Source organism: Candidatus Saccharibacteria bacterium, assembly GCA_016789455.1.
Taxonomy (GTDB): Bacteria; Patescibacteriota; Saccharimonadia; order Saccharimonadales; family Saccharimonadaceae; genus CAIJKY01.
This window is the reverse complement of sequence record JAEUQU010000002.1, coordinates 369,042-387,466: the sequence shown is the minus strand read 5'-3', so window position 1 is coordinate 387,466 and position 18,425 is coordinate 369,042. Positions and strand designations below refer to the sequence as shown.

Annotated in this window: 21 protein-coding genes; 3 read left to right on the top strand and 18 right to left on the bottom strand. The window is 57.7% G+C overall.

The genetic code is table 11. The features are described 5' to 3' along the window. Positions 1 to 5: 5 nt before the first annotated feature. The 6 genes from JNJ66_03035 to JNJ66_03010 all read right to left on the bottom strand — a co-directional run bounded on the left by JNJ66_03035 (position 6) and on the right by JNJ66_03010 (position 8,308). Positions 6 to 758 (bottom strand): TRAM domain-containing protein, encoded by a 753-nt coding sequence (locus JNJ66_03035; protein ID MBL8159407.1) that lies wholly within the window; start codon positions 756 to 758, stop codon positions 6 to 8. Positions 759 to 761: 3 nt separating this feature from the next. Next, the gene (radA, locus tag JNJ66_03030) at positions 762 to 2,111 is read right to left on the bottom strand and encodes a DNA repair protein RadA (GenBank protein MBL8159406.1); all 1,350 of its coding nucleotides are present in this window, start codon (positions 2,109 to 2,111) and stop codon (positions 762 to 764) included. Positions 2,112 to 2,145: 34 nt separating this feature from the next. Continuing rightward, positions 2,146 to 3,174 (bottom strand): hypothetical protein, encoded by a 1,029-nt coding sequence (locus JNJ66_03025; protein MBL8159405.1) that lies wholly within the window; start codon positions 3,172 to 3,174, stop codon positions 2,146 to 2,148. Further along, the gene (locus JNJ66_03020) at positions 3,158 to 5,635 is read right to left on the bottom strand and encodes an ATP-dependent Clp protease ATP-binding subunit (protein MBL8159404.1); all 2,478 of its coding nucleotides are present in this window, start codon (positions 5,633 to 5,635) and stop codon (positions 3,158 to 3,160) included. The genes JNJ66_03025 and JNJ66_03020 overlap by 17 nt, the downstream gene beginning before the upstream one ends. A gap of 168 nt (positions 5,636 to 5,803) precedes the next feature. Then, positions 5,804 to 6,943: a transcription termination/antitermination protein NusA gene (nusA, locus tag JNJ66_03015; GenBank protein ID MBL8159403.1), complete on the bottom strand. Its 1,140-nt coding sequence runs from the start codon at positions 6,941 to 6,943 to the stop codon at positions 5,804 to 5,806. 123 nt (positions 6,944 to 7,066) lie between these two features. Then, positions 7,067 to 8,308 (bottom strand): hypothetical protein, encoded by a 1,242-nt coding sequence (locus JNJ66_03010; GenBank protein ID MBL8159402.1) that lies wholly within the window; start codon positions 8,306 to 8,308, stop codon positions 7,067 to 7,069. 122 nt (positions 8,309 to 8,430) lie between these two features. Between JNJ66_03010 and JNJ66_03005 the strand changes: the two genes are divergently transcribed. Both JNJ66_03005 and JNJ66_03000 read left to right on the top strand, forming a co-directional pair. Beyond that, on the top strand, positions 8,431 to 8,832 hold the full coding sequence (locus JNJ66_03005; GenBank protein MBL8159401.1) for a hypothetical protein: 402 nt from the start codon (positions 8,431 to 8,433) through the stop codon (positions 8,830 to 8,832). Between the two features lie 162 nt (positions 8,833 to 8,994). Then, entirely contained in the window at positions 8,995 to 9,369 is a 375-nt protein-coding gene (locus tag JNJ66_03000) for a hypothetical protein (protein MBL8159400.1), read from the top strand. Between the two features lie 64 nt (positions 9,370 to 9,433). Here the strand turns inward: JNJ66_03000 and JNJ66_02995 are convergent, their stop codons facing one another. From JNJ66_02995 to gap, 12 genes are all read right to left on the bottom strand, one after another. After that, the gene (locus tag JNJ66_02995) at positions 9,434 to 10,390 is read right to left on the bottom strand and encodes a carbohydrate kinase family protein (GenBank protein MBL8159399.1); all 957 of its coding nucleotides are present in this window, start codon (positions 10,388 to 10,390) and stop codon (positions 9,434 to 9,436) included. Then, positions 10,391 to 11,302 (bottom strand): class II fructose-bisphosphate aldolase, encoded by a 912-nt coding sequence (locus JNJ66_02990; GenBank protein ID MBL8159398.1) that lies wholly within the window; start codon positions 11,300 to 11,302, stop codon positions 10,391 to 10,393. Between the two features lie 27 nt (positions 11,303 to 11,329). Then, on the bottom strand, positions 11,330 to 12,319 hold the full coding sequence (locus JNJ66_02985; protein ID MBL8159397.1) for a transketolase family protein: 990 nt from the start codon (positions 12,317 to 12,319) through the stop codon (positions 11,330 to 11,332). 1 nt (position 12,320) lies between these two features. Then, on the bottom strand, positions 12,321 to 13,169 hold the full coding sequence (locus JNJ66_02980; GenBank protein MBL8159396.1) for a transketolase: 849 nt from the start codon (positions 13,167 to 13,169) through the stop codon (positions 12,321 to 12,323). An 88-nt stretch (positions 13,170 to 13,257) separates the two neighbouring features. Then, on the bottom strand, positions 13,258 to 13,485 hold the full coding sequence (locus JNJ66_02975) for a hypothetical protein (GenBank protein ID MBL8159395.1): 228 nt from the start codon (positions 13,483 to 13,485) through the stop codon (positions 13,258 to 13,260). 29 nt (positions 13,486 to 13,514) lie between these two features. Then, on the bottom strand, positions 13,515 to 13,775 hold the full coding sequence (locus JNJ66_02970) for a hypothetical protein (protein MBL8159394.1): 261 nt from the start codon (positions 13,773 to 13,775) through the stop codon (positions 13,515 to 13,517). A 75-nt stretch (positions 13,776 to 13,850) separates the two neighbouring features. Then, a complete protein-coding gene (locus tag JNJ66_02965) occupies positions 13,851 to 14,516 on the bottom strand; it encodes a DUF2690 domain-containing protein (GenBank protein MBL8159393.1) in 666 nt (221 codons plus the stop codon). A gap of 68 nt (positions 14,517 to 14,584) precedes the next feature. Beyond that, complete coding sequence (locus JNJ66_02960; protein MBL8159392.1) at positions 14,585 to 14,848, bottom strand: hypothetical protein; 264 nt, start codon at positions 14,846 to 14,848, stop codon at positions 14,585 to 14,587. Between the two features lie 74 nt (positions 14,849 to 14,922). Then, positions 14,923 to 15,429, bottom strand: coding sequence for a DUF2690 domain-containing protein (locus JNJ66_02955; GenBank protein MBL8159391.1), 507 nt, complete (start codon positions 15,427 to 15,429; stop codon positions 14,923 to 14,925). A 149-nt stretch (positions 15,430 to 15,578) separates the two neighbouring features. After that, positions 15,579 to 16,208: a hypothetical protein gene (locus tag JNJ66_02950; GenBank protein MBL8159390.1), complete on the bottom strand. Its 630-nt coding sequence runs from the start codon at positions 16,206 to 16,208 to the stop codon at positions 15,579 to 15,581. 69 nt (positions 16,209 to 16,277) lie between these two features. Next, entirely contained in the window at positions 16,278 to 16,727 is a 450-nt protein-coding gene (locus JNJ66_02945; GenBank protein MBL8159389.1) for an RpiB/LacA/LacB family sugar-phosphate isomerase, read from the bottom strand. A gap of 33 nt (positions 16,728 to 16,760) precedes the next feature. Beyond that, complete coding sequence (gap, locus tag JNJ66_02940; GenBank protein ID MBL8159388.1) at positions 16,761 to 17,777, bottom strand: type I glyceraldehyde-3-phosphate dehydrogenase; 1,017 nt, start codon at positions 17,775 to 17,777, stop codon at positions 16,761 to 16,763. Positions 17,778 to 17,928: 151 nt separating this feature from the next. Here gap and JNJ66_02935 point away from each other — a divergent pair, with 151 nt between their 5' ends. Continuing rightward, positions 17,929 to 18,369 (top strand): hypothetical protein, encoded by a 441-nt coding sequence (locus JNJ66_02935; protein MBL8159387.1) that lies wholly within the window; start codon positions 17,929 to 17,931, stop codon positions 18,367 to 18,369. Positions 18,370 to 18,425 lie beyond the last annotated feature (56 nt).

Here is an 18,425-nt window from a genome sequence, read left to right as displayed (position 1 = left end):
GTACCTTACGCGCGTTTTTTCTGTGCCGCCTTCTTGAGCGAGGCGAAGGCCATCCGGCCAGCCTCGGTCTGCAGCATCCTGTCAATCCGGACTTCAACCGTCCGGCCAAGCAATGCGGCGCCGCCATCAACGACGACCATCGCCCCTTCCTCCAGATACCCGATGCCTTGTCCGCGGCCTTCGCCTTTCTGCACCAGCTTGACCGTGACAGTCTCGCCCGGCAAATGTTCGGGACGCAGTGCCCCGGCAAGCTCATTGACGTTCAGGACGCAGACTTGCTTCAGGCTGGCAACCTTGTTCAAGTTGTAGTCAGTGGTATACAGACAAGCGTTGCGCCGCCGGGCCAACTGGGTGATGGCATCATCAACCGGCACATTACGCGCTAGTCCGTCATCGGCTATATCGACCCTGCCAGGTAATGCATCTTGCAGCGCCTTGGCGGTGTCCAGGCCATACCGTGCCCGGCTGCGTTTGTAGGAATCGGCCGTATCCGCCAATAGTTGTAATTCTTGCAACACTCGTTCAGGTATGACGATGGTGCCGGGCAGAAAACCGGCTTTTGCTATCTGCATGATGCGCCCGTCTATCAGCGCGCAGGAATCAATGACGACGTCTTTACCGGCGCCGCCACGAGAGGCAGTCCTGTCACCGCTAGCTGTACTGGCAGCCGCGAACCGTCGCGAGAGCCATACCACAAAGGCTGCCTGCACAATCAGGTTCGCAGCCAGCAGCAGTATGATGATATCGTCGCGTTCCATAGGTTATTTCTGCAGATGCGCAATCAGCGTATCGCGTAAGTTCCGCGCCGCAACCACGTTGATGCCCTTGACCGCCGTTGCCGAAGGCGGCGTAATGGCCGTGGTAAACCCAAGTTTCATAGCCTCATTCAACCGACGGTCCATGCCGGTCGTCGAGCGGACTTCGCCCGCTAGGCCGACCTCTCCAAAGACAACGGCGTCGTCCTGCAGCTGACGCTGGGCTGCTGCGCTGGCAATGGCCATACAGATAGCCAGGTCGGCACCTGGGTCTTGCAGCTTGATGCCGCCCACTACATTTATGTACACGTCTTTCTCGGATAGCTTCAGGTTGGTGCGCCGCTCAATCACGGCGATCAAGACGTTCAGGCGGTTCAGGTCGAATCCCGATGCCGTGCGCTTAGGATACCCAAAGCTGGTCGTAGTAACCAGCGCCTGGATCTCCACCAGCAGCGGCCGGTTGCCTTCCATCGTCGCCAGCACCACCGAACCGTCCGTCGTCTGGCGCTCTGCCAGCAGCGCCGCCGAGGGGTTGGCCACCGGCTTCAGTCCGGATTGGTCCATTTCAAAGACGGCCGCCTCAGTGGTCGAGCCATAGCGGTTCTTAAGGGCACGCAGCACCTTGAAACCGGCGTAACGGTCGCCATCAATCGAAAGCACCACATCAACCAGATGCTCCAATACCTTCGGTCCGGCGATGCTGCCTTCCTTGGTGACGTGACCAATCATGATCAGGGTTGTGTTCGATTGCTTGGCCGCCATCGTCAACACATTGGTAGTATTAGTAATCTGGCTGACCGATCCCGGGGCAGAGCTCAGTTCAGCCAGCGCCATGGTCTGGATTGAGTCCAGCACCACCACGTCATACTTGGCCTGACGGATGGTCGCCGCCACGTCGTCCGCTGAATTGGTGCTGATAAAACTGACGTTCTCATGGTTGGCCTTCAGGCGCTGTACACGCCCCGCCACCTGCTCCAGCGACTCTTCGCCGCTGATATAGAGGACAGTTTTATCAGCAGCCACTTGCGCTGCCACCTGAGCCAAAATCGTACTCTTGCCGATGCCAGGCTGTCCCGCCAGCAGGACGACGCTTCCCGGCACGAAACCGCCACCCAGGACGGCATCGATGTCACCGATCCTGGCGGCGATGCGCGGCACTGCCTTGCCACTTGATGCACTGAGCGGCTGCGGCTCCAAAGCCTTGCCGGATGACCGGAAGACGGCAGCATTGCCCTTTTCCTGCGGCATTTGCTCCACCAAGCTGTTCCAGGCTCCACAGTTTTCGCAGCGGCCCGACCATTTAGGATAGGTCGCCGCGCACTGCTGACAGACAAACGATGTTTTGGTTTTTGCCACGGCGCTCCTCCTTAGTCTCTACAGTATTCTCCAGCTACTCGACTTCCGTCAAGTCTCCGGTGGCGTCAAGGCTGCTATCAACCTTCTCCTGCAGTCCCTTGTACTCGATGGCAAGCGATTCGAACTCGGCCTGCTTGGCCTCATACTCGGCACGCAGCCCATCATTGGCCGTCCTCAGCCGGGCCAGCTCATCCTTGCGCGCCGTCAGTGCGGACCGTTCAGCAGCGAATTCCTGTTGGGTCATGGTGCCACTGGCTGCCGCGGCATTAAAATCCTGCACATCCTTGTTGAAACGGGTCACAGCCAGATTCAGCTCGGCAGTATCATCATTGATCCGATTGGCCAAAGACTCAATGTCGCGGACCAGCTGTTCCTGCCGGCTTTTCAGCTCATCAAAGACAGCCCGGTAATCGTCTGACAGCCCCACTACCGTGGCGCGGTCCTCGAAGTATCGCTTATAGTAGTCTTCCAGCTCCGGGCTGATAGTCCGCTGCTCCGTCGCCAGGATGGAGTGCATCTCGTTGAGCAGTTGCCCCGGCTCAATGCGGTTGTACAAGATTATCAGCTCTTTTATGTGCTCGTCGACCGCCGTATCAAGCTGTTTCTGGATCAAGCCGTCAACCCGCTCCCGTTCGGACCCCTGCAGCCGCTCGTACGCCGCATGGAGCATTTCGTGGGCGGCGGTCACCTCCCGCACACCTTGGAGCCGCTCGTCCTTAACATCAAAAATATACGTCCGGTGCGCCACATAGCACCCCAGCACGTTGCTTGAGGCATCATTTGCCACATCCCGGCATTTCTCAGAAAAACTTTGCTTGCCATGCAGCTCAGGCTGCGTCACATAGAAGACGTGCCGCCCGTGGGCGCTCAACGCTGCCCGCTCAGCCAGCTGCCGGATGTCGGCATTTGGCTGGTAGTTGCGCAGCACCATCCAATCCTGAATGTCCTGGCGGAAAAATAGGATGCCAGCCGCCAACGCCAGCAACGTCACCGAAAAGATGACGTTGGCGATCTTGCCCGATTGGCGGACAATCGGCTGGCGTGACCTACTCCTGCTTCGCATTGAAGGCAAGCACACCCTTGCGGGCACTGACGCGAACGACATCACCCCGGTTAATGGCACCGCTCAGGAATTCATCTGCCAGGCGGTCTTCAATATGCTCCTGAATAGCCCGGCGCAGCGGACGGACACCCTGCATGGCCTCGTAGCCCTTGTCAAGCAGAAAGGTATAGGCCGAATTCTGCACCTGCAACTTCAGGTGTTGGTGCTGCAGCCGTTCGTTCAGCTCGCTAATCTGCAGATGTGCGATAGCGAGCGCGTCCTTACGGGTCAACGCCCGGAACACGACAACCTTGTCAAAGCGGTTCAGCAACTCTGGACGCAGCGTCTTGCGCAGTTCTTCCAGCGCATCGCGCTCGTGTTTCTGGTGCAGCTCGTCAAGCTTATCCTCTTCTTTGCGGCCATGGACGTTAAAACCGAAATCAGCTTCGCGCTGCAACTTCTCGGCACCGACGTTGCTGGTCAGGATGATGATGCTGTGGGCGAAATTGACCCGGCGGCCCTTGGCATCGCTGACATAGCCGTCTTCTAAAATCTGCAGCAGCATATTCAGCACGTCCGGATGAGCTTTCTCAATCTCATCGAACAGAATGACGCTATACGGGTTGCGGCGGACCTTTTCTGTCAGCTCGCCGCCGTCATCATAGCCGACATAGCCGGCAGGTGCTCCAAGCAGACGCGAGCTGGTGTGCCGTTCGCTGAATTCACTCATGTCAATCTTGATGAGCGCATCCTTGCGGCCAAAAACCTCACGCGCCAGCACGCGGGCCATCTCCGTCTTGCCGACGCCGCTCGGACCCATGAAGATGAATGAGCCGATCGGCCGGTTGCTGCTGGCAATACCCAGGCGGTTACGGCGGATGGCGCGGGCCACGGCGCTGGTCGCCGCCTCCTGCCCGATCACCGCTTTGCGTAGGTGGTCATCAAGGTTTTTCAGGAACTGGGCTTCCTGACGCAGCAACTGCGTCACCGGAATGCCGGTTGAACGGGCGATGGTGGTAGCGATATCATTAGTGTTCATCACCAGTTTCTGCTTTGACTGATGGGTCTCCTTCAGCTCACGTGCCCGTTGCTCAAGGCGGCTGAGACGCGTCTTGTATAACGCAGCCCGTTCGTAGTCTTCAACCTCCACGGCCTCCTCCATCTTGCCCGAGACCAGTTTGACCTCACGCTGGATGCGCCGCAGGCTGGCATTGGCCTTGCCGCGCTCGGCTTTGACGTGGGCGGCCGTCTCATCAAGCACATCGATAGCCTTGTCCGGCATAAAACGCTCAGAGATGAAGCGGTCAGCCAGCTTGACGGCGTCGGCGGCCACATCATCGCTGATGGCGACGCCATGGTACTTTTCGTAGTGATGCTTTAGCCCGCGGACGATGGCGGTCGCCTCCTTGATATCAGGCTCCGGCACGATGACCGGCTGAAAACGGCGCTCCAAGGCGGCGTCCTTCTCGATATGCTTACGGTACTCGTCAAGCGTGGTCGCACCGATGACGCGCATATTGCCGCGCGCCAGGGCGGGCTTGAGGATATTGGCGGCATCAAGCGCCCCTTCGGCCGCACCGGCACCGACAAGGAGGTGCAGCTCATCGATGAACAGCACCAGGTTACGGTCCCGCGAGGCTTCCTCAACCAACCGCTTCAGACGCTCTTCAAATTCGCCCCGGTACTTGGTACCGGCGATCATACCCGCCAGATCGAGCGAGACGATACGCATCTCCAAGGCATGCTCGGGCGCATCTTCGCTGGCAATCGCCTGGGCCAGGCCCTCGACGACCGCCGTCTTACCGACGCCAGGCTCACCGATCAGCACCGGATTGTTCTTGGTGCGCCGGCCGAGCACGGTGGTGACGCGCTTGATGATGTCCTCGCGGCCAATGACCGGATCAAGCTCACTGTCCTCCGCCTGCGATGTCAGGTCGACGCCGAAACTATCGACGACGCCGCCGCGCTTCACCCCGGTCCGCCGGGCGTTGGCATCAGCCTTCAGCTCTGATTCAAACTCAGACTGCTGGCGCTGCAGGTACCCCTCGAGCTCACTGGTCAATGCATCAATGTCGACGTTCATGTCGCGCAGCAGCACGGTTGCCCGGGCGTTCTTCTGCGTCATGATACTGAATAATATATGTTCGGTGCCGCAATAGTCCTGATTGAACTCCTGGGCCACGTCCCAGCTCATACGGAGCGTCAGTTTAGCGGTCTCGGAGAGGCCGCGTGCCCCCGTGTTGATGACTAAGGCCTTTGGTGTGAGATTCAATGCCAATTGTGCACGCTCCAAGGTCACGCCAACCTTATCAAGCAGCTTTGCGCCCACGGAATTGCCCTGGCTGAGTACGCCAAGCAGTATATGCTCAGTGCCGATGTAGACACTTCCAAGTGAACGGGCAATGGCTTCGGCCTGCTGCAGGCTTGAACGAGCGTTATCGGTCAGGAATTCGCTGAAATCAATAAATTCACCGCGTTGCATCTATGAATTACTATACTCTCTTTCTGCCCCTTCTTATACCCCTTCTTTACGCTAGGTGGCGTGAATAAAGAAGTTCAATAGCATTATAGGGAATTAGCACTCTATGGTCAAGAGTGCTAATTCATAATTACTACATACGGGTCGTGCGGTTAGAACAGAGAAGATAGCCTACTTAGACTGCTCTTCGAGCGCGCTCAACAATGAATCCTCAATGTTCTTGCGCGGCTTCTTCTCCTCGGCGGCAGCGGCAGGACGGGCAGCAGCATCGTCGCTCGCCTCAATATCCAGCTCGTAGCCAGTCAGCTTGCCGGCCAAGCGGACGTTCTGGCCGCCACGGCCGATGGCGATGGAAAGCTGGTCACGGCTGACGACGACGCGGGCGTGCTTCTTTTCCTCGTCAATGGTAATGCTGGCAATCTCGGCCGGGCTTAGCGCGTTACGGATAAAGACTTCCGGTTCTTCGCTGAAGGTGATGATATCGATCTTTTCCTGATCGCCGATCTCGTTCATGACAGCCTGGACACGGATACCGTGACCGCCGACGAACGTACCAACAGGGTCGACACCGGGGACGCTGGAGTAAACGGCCAGCTTGGTGCGCTTGCCCGCTTCACGGGCGATCGCCTTGATATCGACGGCACCATTGCTCATTTCCGGCACTTCCTGGCGGAAGAGGTGCTCGATGAAGGCTTCACTGGCGCGGCTCAGGATCAGCTGCGGCCCGCGAGTACCACGCTCGACGTCCTTGAGCAGGACCTTGATGCGGCTGCCGATGCCATAATATTCTCCAGGAATCTGCTCACTGGACGGCATGATACCGCTTCCCTTACCCAGCTCGATGCGGACGACCCGCTGCTCGACGCGCTGAACGGTGCCAGTCACGACTGAACCGATGCGGTCCTCAAACTCATTCAGTACCACCTCGCGCTCAGCTTCGCGCAGCTTCTGCAGCACCACCTGCTTGGCAGTCTGGGCGGCAACGCGGCCGAATACGGTCGGGTGCTCCACTTCCTCGAAGGTATCGCCTTCCTGGATGTCCGGGTTGACCTTGCGGGCGTCGTTAAGGCTGATTTCGAGCGCCGGGTTCTCAACGGTGTCAACCACCTCGCGGGTAACATAGACGGTGACGGCGCCGGTGTTCTGGTTCATAGTGGCGCGGACTTCCTGCTCACGATCGCCGTTATCGCGGCGCCAGGCGGCAGCAATGGCCTGTTCCAGGATCTCGTGGACCATTTCTTCTGGCAGGTTCTTCTCGTCGGCGATGGTGCGGACGGCCAGTGCCAACTGTTTGACGTCAATTCCTGACATTATGTTTCTCCTTACTTATGTATATTCTGGTGGTGAGATGAAAAAATCCGACCTTCCGGCCGGCTTCTGAGACTACTATACTACGGCCGCCCCGGCGTTGGCAAGGGCGGCCGTGAGCAGTCATCAGATGACGCGCAGCGTCTCCGGCGCGATCATATCATTATCAAGTTGTTGCAGGATCTGCTCTTCAAGGTTTTTCTGACCCATGTAGCGCATAAAGATTTCATTCCAGAGACTCTCGCGGAAGTGGTAGCTGTACCGGTTCTCGTATGGCACCTCGTTGCTGGCACTCAGGCTGACGTCAATCAGGTTGAGCGTGATTGGCGCGCCGTCATACATCATCCCCACATAATCTTTGCCTTTCCAGAACTTCAGTTCCGGATCAAGCTGATAGAGTAGCTCCTCGGCCCGGCGCCAGTGGAGGTCTTCTGGCTGGACGTGCGGCTGGAAGGCCTCGGGGTGGTTTTCGTCCTTCAGTTTACCAAAGTAGCGCTGGATGACCCGCCAGTGGACGTGCTGGCCGGCCATCGAGGCCGCCTTGCCCGGATCGGCAATCAAGGTATTGACGATAACCTCTCCAAAGTTCTTCTCTACCTGCTTGAGCTTGAAGAAGGCGGAATAGAGCCGCACTTCATTAAGGTAATGGAAGATCAGCGGCAGGCTTTTGAGCGTGATACCCTTCATCTCCTGGTGGACCATCGGCACGACGACGATCGTACCCATCTCCTTGGTGTGCGTAATATTGTGCAGCTTCTTCTCAACGAAATGCTCGGCCAGCTCAACGTACTTGTGATGGTGCATGACCACCAGTGATATCGGCCGGGTCTCAAAATCGCTTGGACGGACCGTCTTGAAGAGCTCATTGTATTCGTTAAGCCACTCGGGGCCCTCGGAGAAACGCAAGGCGGTATACAGCTCGTCAATGGGCTCCTGCTTCAGCATCGAGGCCACCGAGCGGTAGCCAAGGTGCGCCATCAGCTTCTTTGGCGGCATCTTACGCAACAGCTCTTTGGCAACGGAGCGTTTCAGTGCCCAGCAATTCCAGTCGGCCTGGACCGTCGCCGACGCCCGGACGATGAGCGGTACCATCTCCTGGACGTTATAGATGTTCTTGCCACCGATCTTGCGGGCCACGCGCTCGTCATCGGCCGTGATGCGGGCAATCAGGGCGCGGTAGAATTCCTTGCCGGTGGTGTCGGCCGGATCAAGACCCAGCTCGCGTTGCGACGACTTGGTCTTCTTGATGATTTCCCCGATGAGTTTGGCGTCGATGCCCTGCTTGCCGCTTGCCCGCTCCAGCTGCTGCAGCGAAAGCGAGAACAGCGGCTCCTCTGCCTGTAATAAGTCGCGTAAAAATGTAGCCATATTGCTCTTATCATACCATAAGCAAGATAAGCGGCCGGCATTTACAGCCCATTGGTTTCGTCGTACAGTATCCATGAAGACCGTTACCAAGACGGTCCTCGACATCACAAGGAGTCATCCCCTTGACTACCGTATCGACGATTCTCGGCCCCTTGTCGCCCGGCGTCCCTGTGACGTACTGCGACAAGAACAACGGGGTGGGCGGCTGCCCCATCGCCGAGCTGCTGGCCGACGGGCGGGTGCGCCTGCGCACTACCGAGTCAGATGAGCTGGCCATCATCATCGGCCAACGGCGTCTGGAAGCCATCCTGACGCGCCGCCGCCTGTTCGGCATCTGGGCCGACCCGGACGGCACGCCGCAGGAGCAGCTGCTGCACGTGCGCAAGTGCACCGACGCACAGTGCGGTGAGGACACGTTCTTCATCGACAGCGACGACTGCGCCCTGCCGCTCCACATCAGCCTCAGCGATCTGGAGGAGCTGCAGAACGTCTACGAAAAGGCCAACCCGGCCATCCCGGTCTAGTCCGGCGTACCTCGGGGGACGGACGCCGGACACATGCGGCACCGCCCGCCTCACCCAACGACCACAGGTGAGGCGGGCGGTGCCCGCCCCTTTTTTTATTTACATTTCACATGAAAAGTTGCATAATACACACGTTCCACACCCGAGACACGAAGGAGCATCATGGCTGTCGCCCACACCCGTTGGGGCCGCCTGACCATCGGCAACCCCTACCAGCTGGCCGACGCGGCCGGCAACCGGTTGCTCATCGCCGCGTTGCACCGAGGGCGGCTGCGACTTAAGACCGATGACCCGGCCGACGGCGAGGTAACCCTGCGGCTTCTGCCGCTGGAGAATCTGGCCACGACCCTGGCTACCCGCGGCGTCAGCCCCGAGCTGCGGCATCCGAACCTCAGGGTTGAGCAGTCGGCTGAGGCCCCGCCGCGCTACTTCCTGACCGGCATGTCCCCCGAGGACGGCGAGCTGCTGGTGACCGCTGAACAGTTGCTGCTCTTCGGTACCCAGAAGGCCGTCGAAGCACCAGATCGAACCGGGTGACCCACACAAAGGCCCGTCTCCGCACTGCGCGGAGACGGGCCTTATTCACTATATGACTACAGACCTAAAATGCCTTGACCGTCAGCGGCATATCATGCAGATGCGTCCCGCGATGCAGAATGCCATCCTTGGCGCCGATCTTCTGCACCACGCTGGTGGAGTTGGCACTGGCAAACACCACCGCCTCCTCCAGGCTGGCACCTTGGATTACCTTGGTGACGAAGCCGCTGGCGAAGGCGTCTCCGGCGCCTGTACGGTCGATCACCGGCACATCCTGATACATACCAGCCAGGACAATTTGCTTGCCATCGGTAGCCACCGAACCACGCGGTCCGTCCGAGACGATGACCGTCGGGCAAATGGCGGTGAGCCGCCGCGCCAGCTCTTCGGCAGTCTTTCCTTCTACCAGCAGTTGTGCCTCTTCTTTGTTAACGCTGAGGATTGAGACATCATGCAGGATCGGTATAAGCGATTTGGGATGCGCCAGTTCACTGCCGGCCGGGTTCATGGCCACCTTGACGCCGGCTTTATGCGCCCGCGTCACGACGTTCTCCAGCAAGCCCATCGTGCCGAGCGATGAAACATACAGCCAGTCGTTGCGGCCAATACGCTCTAAGTCAAGCGGGAAGCCGCTGACCGGCACCATGGTGCCATGGTAATTCAAAATAGTCCGCTCGCCATCCGGCGCCAGCAGCACTGATGAATAACTGGCCCGATAGCCGTCGTCCTGCACCACGGCAGACAGATCGACGTTCTCGGCGTCCAGTGTCTGCATGATGGCCTGGCTGGCTATCTCCGTGCCCAGTACCCACATGTACGACGCATCCAGCCCCTGCCGCGCAAAGGTAGTAGCGGCGTTGGTGGCGTTACCACCGGTCGAAAATATGACATTGCCGAGCTCCAGTTTGCTACCCAGCTGAAGGTGCTGGTAAAAAATGCCCTTCTCGCGGTGGGCGGCAAACACCTGGCCGCTCAGGAAGACATCCTGCGTCGCTTTGCCAATCGTGAGAATACGGCTCATCTAGACTACCGCGCGTCCTGCCGATCCAAAGGCGTTGATCTTTTCTTCTACCACATCCTGGACAGCGCCATAGACGGTGGGCATCAGCTTGACGATGGCGTACTCGTCGGGGTTGTCCGCCAACACCTTCTCTAGCGTCTTGCGGAAGGCAAAGCGCATGTCGGAGTTGATATTCACCTTGCTGACGCCGATCTTGGCCGCCTCTTCATAAAAATGGATGGGCGTACCACTGCCGCCATGCAGGCTGATGTTGCAATCAATGGCCTCGCGGATGCGCTTCAGCAGCTCCAGGTCAAGCTGCTTGGGCACGGGATACTTGCCATGCAGGTTGCCGATGGCGGCGGCAAAAGTGTCGATGCCGGTGGCGTCGATGAAGGCTTTGGCCCCTTCCGGTGTCGAGAAGGTCTTACGAATTTCGCCGTAGTTGATGTCCTCAGTGTGCAGATTAGAAGATCCACCGAAGTAGTGCGGCTCGCTCTCTACCAACGCGCCCGTAAACTTGGCATACTCCACTACTTGGCGGGTGCAATCGATGATCTTCTCGTCGCTCGCCTCGTGGTCTGCCTGTGAAACATCGATGTGGATGAACTCAAAGCCGGCATCGATGCCACGCTTGGCTGCCTCGACACTGGGACTGTGGTCCAGGTTGATGAACATCTCAATGCCGTATTCCTGCTTGTAGTTATCGACCATGTCCCTGATGTTCTCAAGGCCGATCGCCTTGACCTCGCCCTCGCTCACCTCTACCAGCACCGGTGCCTGCAGTTTCTGGGCGGCCCGGGAGACGGCAATCAACGTCTCCTGGTTATCGATATTGAAAGCACCGACGGCAAAGTGCTGCTGGCGGGCGCGCTGCATGAGGTGGCGGGCTTTGATACAGTTTTCACGGATATCCCTGATGCTGAGTGACATGGGGCTGGCGTTCCTTGTTTTCTTTTATTACTTCGTCTTGCGGTTATCGAGCATGTCATGCGCCACCAGGGCGATGTGCGTACCGGTGAGGCCGAACTGCTTCAGCAGCTCCTCCGGCTTACCGGACTCACCAAAACGGTCTTCCATACCGATGCGGCGCACAGGCACCGGGTGATGCAGGCTCAAGGCCTCGCAGACGGCAGAGCCGAAGCCGCCGGCAATCTGGGCTTCTTCGGCGGTGATGACCAGGCCGGTCTTGCTGGCGCTGGCCACGATAGTATCGACGTCGAGCGGTTTGATGGTCGGCACGTGCAGCACCTCGGCCTGGATGCCGTCGGCCTCCAGCGTCTTGGCAGCGAGCAGCGCCTGGTACGTCATGGTACCGGTGGCGCAGATAGTGATATCTTTGCCTTCCCTCAGTATGTACGCTTTGCCAATTTCAAATGGCGTGTGCTCGGTAGTGAATACCGGTGAGTCTTCGCGGGCAAGACGGATATAACTCGGGGAATCATTAAAGGCGACCGCCAAGGTTGCCTTCTGGGCCTCAACACTGTCACCCGGCGCGACGACGACCATCTGCGGCAGCACGCGCATCAGTGCGATATCCTCGAGCATCTGGTGAGTTGCGCCATCGGGGCCGACGCTCAGCCCGGCATGCGATCCGACGATCTTTACCGGCCGTTCGTTCAGGCAGACAGTGGTGCGAATCTGCTCCCAGTTGCGACCAGGGCTGAAGGCCGCGTAACTGCTAGTGAACGGAATTTTGCCCATTGCCGACAGGCCGGCGGCGACGGTCACCAGATTTTGCTCGGCTACACCCACCTCGATGTACCGCTTGGGATGAGCCTCTCTGAACTGGGATATCTGTGTTGATTCAGTCAGATCGGCACAAAGCGCAACGATACGCTCATCCTGATCGCCGGCCTGCTTGAGACCGCGGCCAAAGCCTTTGCGCGTCGACTCCCTGGCGATGCCGTCCTCACCGATATCGGCTGAAAGGTGTAAGTGGGACGCCAGATTATTCATGTTCACTCCGTATCTTTCCGTTCAGGGTGCGTAGCTTCTTGAGAGCCTCTTTGGCCTGCTGGCTGTTCGGCGGTGCGCCATGCCAGTGGTAATCGTACTCCATGAAATCAACGCCGCGGCCAGGGATGGTATGCGCGATGATCATCACCGGCTTCTCGACGATGGCCCGGGCCATGCTGCAGGCATCGACGATGCTCTCCAGGTTGTTGCCATCAATCTCTACCACGTGCCAACCGAACGATTCCCACTTGCCGCGCAGATCTTCCAGCGGCATGACGTCTTCGGTGTTGCCGTCAATCTGAATATTATTGCGGTCGATGATGCCGATCAGGTTGTGCAGCTTGTTCTTGCCGGCGAACATGGCGGCTTCCCAGATGTTGCCTTCATTCAGTTCGCCATCACCTAGGACGACATAGACCCAGCGCGTGTAGACGTTGTCAATCTTAAGCAGGCTGTAGGCCATGCCGGCCGCCTGGCTCAGGCCGCTGCCCAAGGGACCGCTGGTGGTTTCCATGCCTGGCAGGCGCGTACGCTCCGGGTGGCCCTGCAGGCGCGTGCCCAGCTGGCGCAGGGTCATCAGTTCCTCGCGCGGGAAGTAGCCGGCGTGGGCCATGGTGGCGTACCGCACCGGCGCACAGTGGCCGTTGCTAAGCACCAGCAGGTCGCGGCCATCCCAATCAGGATTGTGCGGATCATGCTTTAATATCGAGAAATAAAGAGCGGTAAAAATATCCGCCAGGCCCAGCGGTCCCGCCGAATGACCGCTCCCGGCGTGTTCCAGCATACGGATAATATCCTGCCGGATTTCGTTGGCTTTGTGTTCGAGTTGTGTAATTGTCATAAGCACCTTACTTATGACTGATTATAGCGTAAAAGGAATAAAAAATCACAGGCAATGCCTGTGATTTCTCATGCGCCACCCCGTCTTGCTAGTAAATGAAGGGCAGGCGGCCAAGGACGCCGTTGCCCAACGTAACGAAAATAGGGGCGATGATCATTTGCACTACCGTGTACGCGATGATGATGCCGGTCGCTATCTTGATAGATTCATCGCTGATATAACCCTTGAAAAACTTAATGTCTTTCAACCGGGGCAAAAGCCTGATGGCCATAGCTACAAGAGCCATACAAAACAGGTAAGCAATGGTTAATAACATGATGCTCTTTTATTTCGACTGGAGTCATTTTAGTTGAAAAGTAAACCAGTAGCGTATAGAAGCTGTAGAATGCCAGTACCCACCACACTGGTAATGACTACAATGACCATAGATAAAACTGCGCCAAACATCAGTGCTCGCAGCACCGCAATACCGTGCTCGTTTATATAGCGCGTCATGTGAAATATCCGCACAATCTGCGGAAGTTTTATAAACACATATAAGTACAGACTGAGACCCAGTATGAACTGGATAGCAGGAACGATTACTGATACGATTGTATATTCCATAGTATCTCCATTCTTATATAGTTCTAGTTCTTCAGCGAGGCGGTGTGCTGCCGCCCCGCTGAAGAAGCATGCCTGTCACACGTAATTCGTGGTTGCGCCGGGTGAAGACAAGCCTCCGATGATAAATGCTCTGACCGCCAGCTTTGGCGAGTAAATCATCGGTGAGTAGGCGCTTCCTGCTTGAGTGCGCAGCTGCTCGTTGCCACCTATCCACCTAGCTTTCATCTTGTTCGTAGACTCTTGCACCACAGCAACAGCGGCCATGCTACTGCTCATCCACGTGCGAACTCTTGCCCAGTTCGTCTTGCATCGGGCAGACCAGCGCAATTCAAGCTGGCCATACTGGTCGCCGCCAATGCTGAGTCCACCGACGCCGATGGTGTTGAGATGCAGGCCCACGACTGCCACTGTGACGGCATCTGCTGCACATCCTGTAGCTGCGGGGTCCTTGCCAGTACACCAGTCACCGTAGCAACCGGCCGCTTGTGCCGTTGCCGGTGTAAGCACCAGCATCGCAGCAGTAGCCAAGGCTGCCAATAGTAGCCGGCGCACCTTACCTATAACTCCTCCAGTCGAATCTCGCGGATGGATCACTTCAGAAACAAACAGCTCCTGAATGCTGGCAGTATAGTGTATCTGTTGTAAAAAATCAAGCAATTGGAACCGTTGTCTGCGTAATGCTTCCGAGCTGAGTTGATAGTTTGTGACATGCAGCAGTCTCCTTTGGAGCTGGGGCGCCATTCGAACACGCACAGCGCAGGAACCCGACAGCAAAAAACAATTGCAGCACCAGCGCCGCAATTACAGCTCTAATAAGTTCCAGTCACTACATCAAATATCCGCAGCAAAACACCACTTACGAACAGCGACGCCACTTTCAAGACATAGAATACAAGCAGATACGCCAGCATGACCGCTCGCGCCGTCGCAATGATATGTTTATGTGCGTCCACGTTCACCCTCACCGCCCGAAGCAACCTTGGTAGGAAAATGATAAGCGCAACCAGCAGGCTAATCTCCACCAAAAAAGTTGAAAACGTAACAAATAAACCGCGCAGACCTTCAAGCGTCATGATGGACCTTTCATTTATTATGGTAGTGTTGTTCCTCCGCAGCACATGGCAGCGCACTGCGGAGGAACGGGCCGTCAGACCCAAGTGGTGGATATGGGCGGAGAAGCCGGGCCGCCACTGACATGCGCCCGAACCGATCGTGCCGGCGAGTATATCATCCAGGTGTAGGAATCGCCAGGCGGCGTCCACTCGGCACCCCTGCCCGACACCCTTCTGACTTGCCGGTAGCCGGTATCCTGGGTGGTATACAACATGAACACCTGGTTGGTACGCCAGGTACGCATCCGCGCCCAGTTCGTCTTGCACGTCGGCGACCACCGCAGCTCCAGCTCCCCATATACGTCACCCCCGATGTCGACAGAACCGGAAACGACGCCGGGGCCAGCCGATAGCGACCCGCTGGCATACGTCAGCGGAACCGACGCGACAGTGACGGCATCCCGTGCGCAGCCGGTCGCTGCCGGGTCTTTGCCGGAACACCAGTCGCCGTAGCAACCGGCCGCTTGTGCAGTTGCCGACATCAGCGGCATGACCGCTATCGCAGCCAGCACGGCCAACAATAATCGGCGCATGGCGCCCATCAGTCCTCCCTATTGCACGCCGTACGGGCGTAGCTCGCTTCAGAAGCACGGCGCTTCTGAATGGAGGCATTATCCAAAGCAGCCCAAAACGAATCCACGTTCTGGCCAGTGGTAGTTAATAAAACAGATACGGAGTTATGAAAAACGTGCTAAGAGATTGCCGAGGCCAGGGCATCATAAGCCGCTGCCGGGTCTTCGGCCCGCTGGATCGCTCCGCCGGTATTCAGTACGTCGACGCCGGCTTTTGCAAGTGACGCCGCGTTATCAAGCGAGATGCCGCCGTCCCAGGCTATCTCCACTTCGGGGTTCAACCGTTTGATAGCCGGAATCTTATCCAGCAGCCGCAGGTCGGCCTGCCCGCCGAAATGCCCTAAATCTCCGCTGAAAATTAAAACGTGGTCAACCAGGGGAATCAAGGCATGGGCATCTTCCGGCGTCGTTTCCTGCAACAGCGAGATGCCCACCTTCAGACCGAACTTCTGCCAGTGCTCGATCAGCGCCGGTAAGTTACCGACTGCCTCAGCATGAATGACGACCAGATCCGGCTTCAGGCTGACTACCGTTTCTGCCTGCGTCGCCGGGTCCTCATACATCAGATGTAGGTCGGCCGTCATGTCTTCGGGCCACCAGGATTGGATGGGATTGATCAGACGGTTTGGTGCGAATACACCATCCGCCAGGTCGATATGGACCCGCTTGGCGAACGGCGCGATGCGCTCGATCTGCTGCCGGTAAATATGCGGCTCATTGGTGGTGACGGTGGGGACAATGACACTCATACGTCTATTATACGAGAAACCCGGCGGAGTGGCCGGGTTTTCGTGTCTACAGGATCATGAGTACGGTGGTTAAATCTGGTCCAGCTTCTGAATGCGCCGGACATACCGCGGCGCCCCGGCGAACGGCGTACTCAACCAGGTTTCCAAAATACCTTGCCAGGCCTCCTCGTGACCTTCCAGCAGACGGGCCGGCAGGCTCAGGACATTGCTGTCGTTATCGTTTCGCGTCATACGGGCCTCGTAGGCATCCCAGACCACGGCAGCCCGGATGCCCTGCACGCGGTTGGCCGCCATAGCCATACCTTGCCCGCCACCGCAGATCAGGATAGCCCGCGGGTCCTTGTCTTCCGAGCCAAGCACCTTGGTGGTGGCCAGGAAAGCAAAGTCGGTGAAGTCGTCATCAGGATCGAGCTGCTTATCGCCCACATCCTCAACATCATAATTATGACGCGATAAATACGCGAATATATCTTGCTTGAGATGGAAGCCCTGGTGGTCGGAGCCGAGGTATATTTTCATGCGCGCAGTCCTTTACATCTTGCTGTTATCTGCTTATTTCTTGAGGGTGCGGCCAAGGTCTGCAGTCAGCTCAACCAGACGGTTGCTATAGCCCCACTCGTTGTCGTACCAGGCGACGACCTTCAGCATGTTGCCGCCGATGACCGAGGTCAACGGCAGATCGACAATACAGCTGTGGCTGTTGCCTTTGAAATCGCTGCTGACCAGTTCTTCTTCGGTCACGTCAACAATACCCTGGTAAAACGGTTCTTGTGCAGCTTTTCTGAACGTTTCATTAACTTCTTCGACGGTGACGTCACGCTTCAGCAGTACGACGAAGTCGCTCATACTGACGACCGGCGTCGGCACGCGCACACTCATACCACCGAAGCGGTTCGTCAGAGCTGGCAATGCCTTGGCGGCAGCGATGCTGGCACCGGTGGTAGTTGGGACGATGTTCTCTGCAGCCGCCCGCGCCTCGCGTAAGTCCTTGGCCGGTGCGTCCTGCAGGCGCTGGCTGGCGGTGTAGCTGTGCACGGTGGTCATCATGGCCTTCTCAATGCCGAAGTGTGACTCCAGGATAGCCATGACCGGAGTGATGCAGTTGGTGGTACAGCTGGCGTTACTCACCACATCCGTAGCGGTCTGCAACTGACCTTCGTTGACACCAAGCACGACGGTATCGGCACCTTCGCCCTTGGCGGGGGCGCTGATGACGACTTTTTTAGCGCCGGCCGGGTCGATATGCGCCCGGGCCTTAGCCGGGTCAACGAAGAAACCGGTGCTCTCAATGACGACATCCACGCCGAACGCTGCCCAAGGCAATGCGGCCGGGTCTTTCTCTGCCAGCACCTTGATGTGCTTGCCCTTCACGATGATGCCGCTTTCGTCATACCCTACTTCGTGCTCGTAGGCGCCGTAGGAACTGTCGTGCTTCAAAAGGTGCGCCAGCGTCTTGGTGTCGGTCAGGTCGTTGATGGCGACCACTTCGACATCGCTGCGTTCAAATGCGATCTTAAAAGCATTGCGGCCGATACGGCCGAACCCGTTGATGGCAATCTTCGTCTTCATACTCCACTCCTTGTATAAGTCTTTTAAGCGCAAGCGCTATTTAGTGTCCATTGTACACTTTACCACCATAGCCTGTATAGGTACTTGACTTTTTTGTTAAAATGTGCTTACATGCAAACGTCAGCATTCCCGACACGATGAAAAGAGCATAATGGACGAGTACAGGCCCAGCACCATAGAACTGGGCTCTCAGGCCATCGCCGCTATCTGGTACGAGATCCTGCCAGCTGATGCGCCGCCAATCCTCGCGCCGCTGCGTTGCAAGGGGCCAGACGAAGGCTTCCTGCTGACGGCGGACGACGTGGTGTTCACCAGCGGAACGGTCGTCCTGAACATCCAGCTGCCACCGGATCTGGATGACATGCTGTGCAGCCGCCAGCTGTACCCCCGTATCAATCTGGTCCGGCCGGTTGCGGTCTGTGCGGTCGACGACCCGTCACACTACACGCACTACTTCGTGGTGGATCTTCACATCATCACCAACGATGATTCCAATCTGCCCGAGGTCTCGGCTGGACTGCAGCCTCGTCCACTGCTCATCTCCAAGCTCAACCCAGGCCGGCTGAGCGACCTCAGCCTGTTCTCGACATGAGCATCGTGCCAGCCCCGCCAGACAACACGCGCTGGCGGGGCGCTGACGAACCGTCA

Bases quoted from the DNA above. Each gene is read 5' to 3' on its own strand.
- JNJ66_03035 (MBL8159407.1), bottom strand. From the start codon at position 758: ATGGAACGCGACGATATCATCATACTGCTGCTGGCTGCGAACCTGATT.
- JNJ66_03025 (MBL8159405.1), bottom strand. From the start codon at position 3,174: ATGCGAAGCAGGAGTAGGTCACGCCAGCCGATTGTCCGCCAATCGGGC.
- JNJ66_03020 (MBL8159404.1), bottom strand. From the start codon at position 5,635: ATGCAACGCGGTGAATTTATTGATTTCAGCGAATTCCTGACCGATAAC.
- nusA (MBL8159403.1), bottom strand. From the start codon at position 6,943: ATGTCAGGAATTGACGTCAAACAGTTGGCACTGGCCGTCCGCACCATC.
- JNJ66_03010 (MBL8159402.1), bottom strand. From the start codon at position 8,308: ATGGCTACATTTTTACGCGACTTATTACAGGCAGAGGAGCCGCTGTTC.
- JNJ66_03000 (MBL8159400.1), top strand. From the start codon at position 8,995: ATGGCTGTCGCCCACACCCGTTGGGGCCGCCTGACCATCGGCAACCCC.
- JNJ66_02995 (MBL8159399.1), bottom strand. From the start codon at position 10,390: ATGAGCCGTATTCTCACGATTGGCAAAGCGACGCAGGATGTCTTCCTG.
- JNJ66_02990 (MBL8159398.1), bottom strand. From the start codon at position 11,302: ATGTCACTCAGCATCAGGGATATCCGTGAAAACTGTATCAAAGCCCGC.
- JNJ66_02980 (MBL8159396.1), bottom strand. From the start codon at position 13,169: ATGACAATTACACAACTCGAACACAAAGCCAACGAAATCCGGCAGGAT.
- JNJ66_02975 (MBL8159395.1), bottom strand. From the start codon at position 13,485: ATGTTATTAACCATTGCTTACCTGTTTTGTATGGCTCTTGTAGCTATG.
- JNJ66_02970 (MBL8159394.1), bottom strand. From the start codon at position 13,775: ATGGAATATACAATCGTATCAGTAATCGTTCCTGCTATCCAGTTCATA.
- JNJ66_02965 (MBL8159393.1), bottom strand. From the start codon at position 14,516: ATGGCGCCCCAGCTCCAAAGGAGACTGCTGCATGTCACAAACTATCAA.
- JNJ66_02960 (MBL8159392.1), bottom strand. From the start codon at position 14,848: ATGACGCTTGAAGGTCTGCGCGGTTTATTTGTTACGTTTTCAACTTTT.
- JNJ66_02955 (MBL8159391.1), bottom strand. From the start codon at position 15,429: ATGGGCGCCATGCGCCGATTATTGTTGGCCGTGCTGGCTGCGATAGCG.
- JNJ66_02950 (MBL8159390.1), bottom strand. From the start codon at position 16,208: ATGAGTGTCATTGTCCCCACCGTCACCACCAATGAGCCGCATATTTAC.
- JNJ66_02945 (MBL8159389.1), bottom strand. From the start codon at position 16,727: ATGAAAATATACCTCGGCTCCGACCACCAGGGCTTCCATCTCAAGCAA.
- gap (MBL8159388.1), bottom strand. From the start codon at position 17,777: ATGAAGACGAAGATTGCCATCAACGGGTTCGGCCGTATCGGCCGCAAT.
- JNJ66_02935 (MBL8159387.1), top strand. From the start codon at position 17,929: ATGGACGAGTACAGGCCCAGCACCATAGAACTGGGCTCTCAGGCCATC.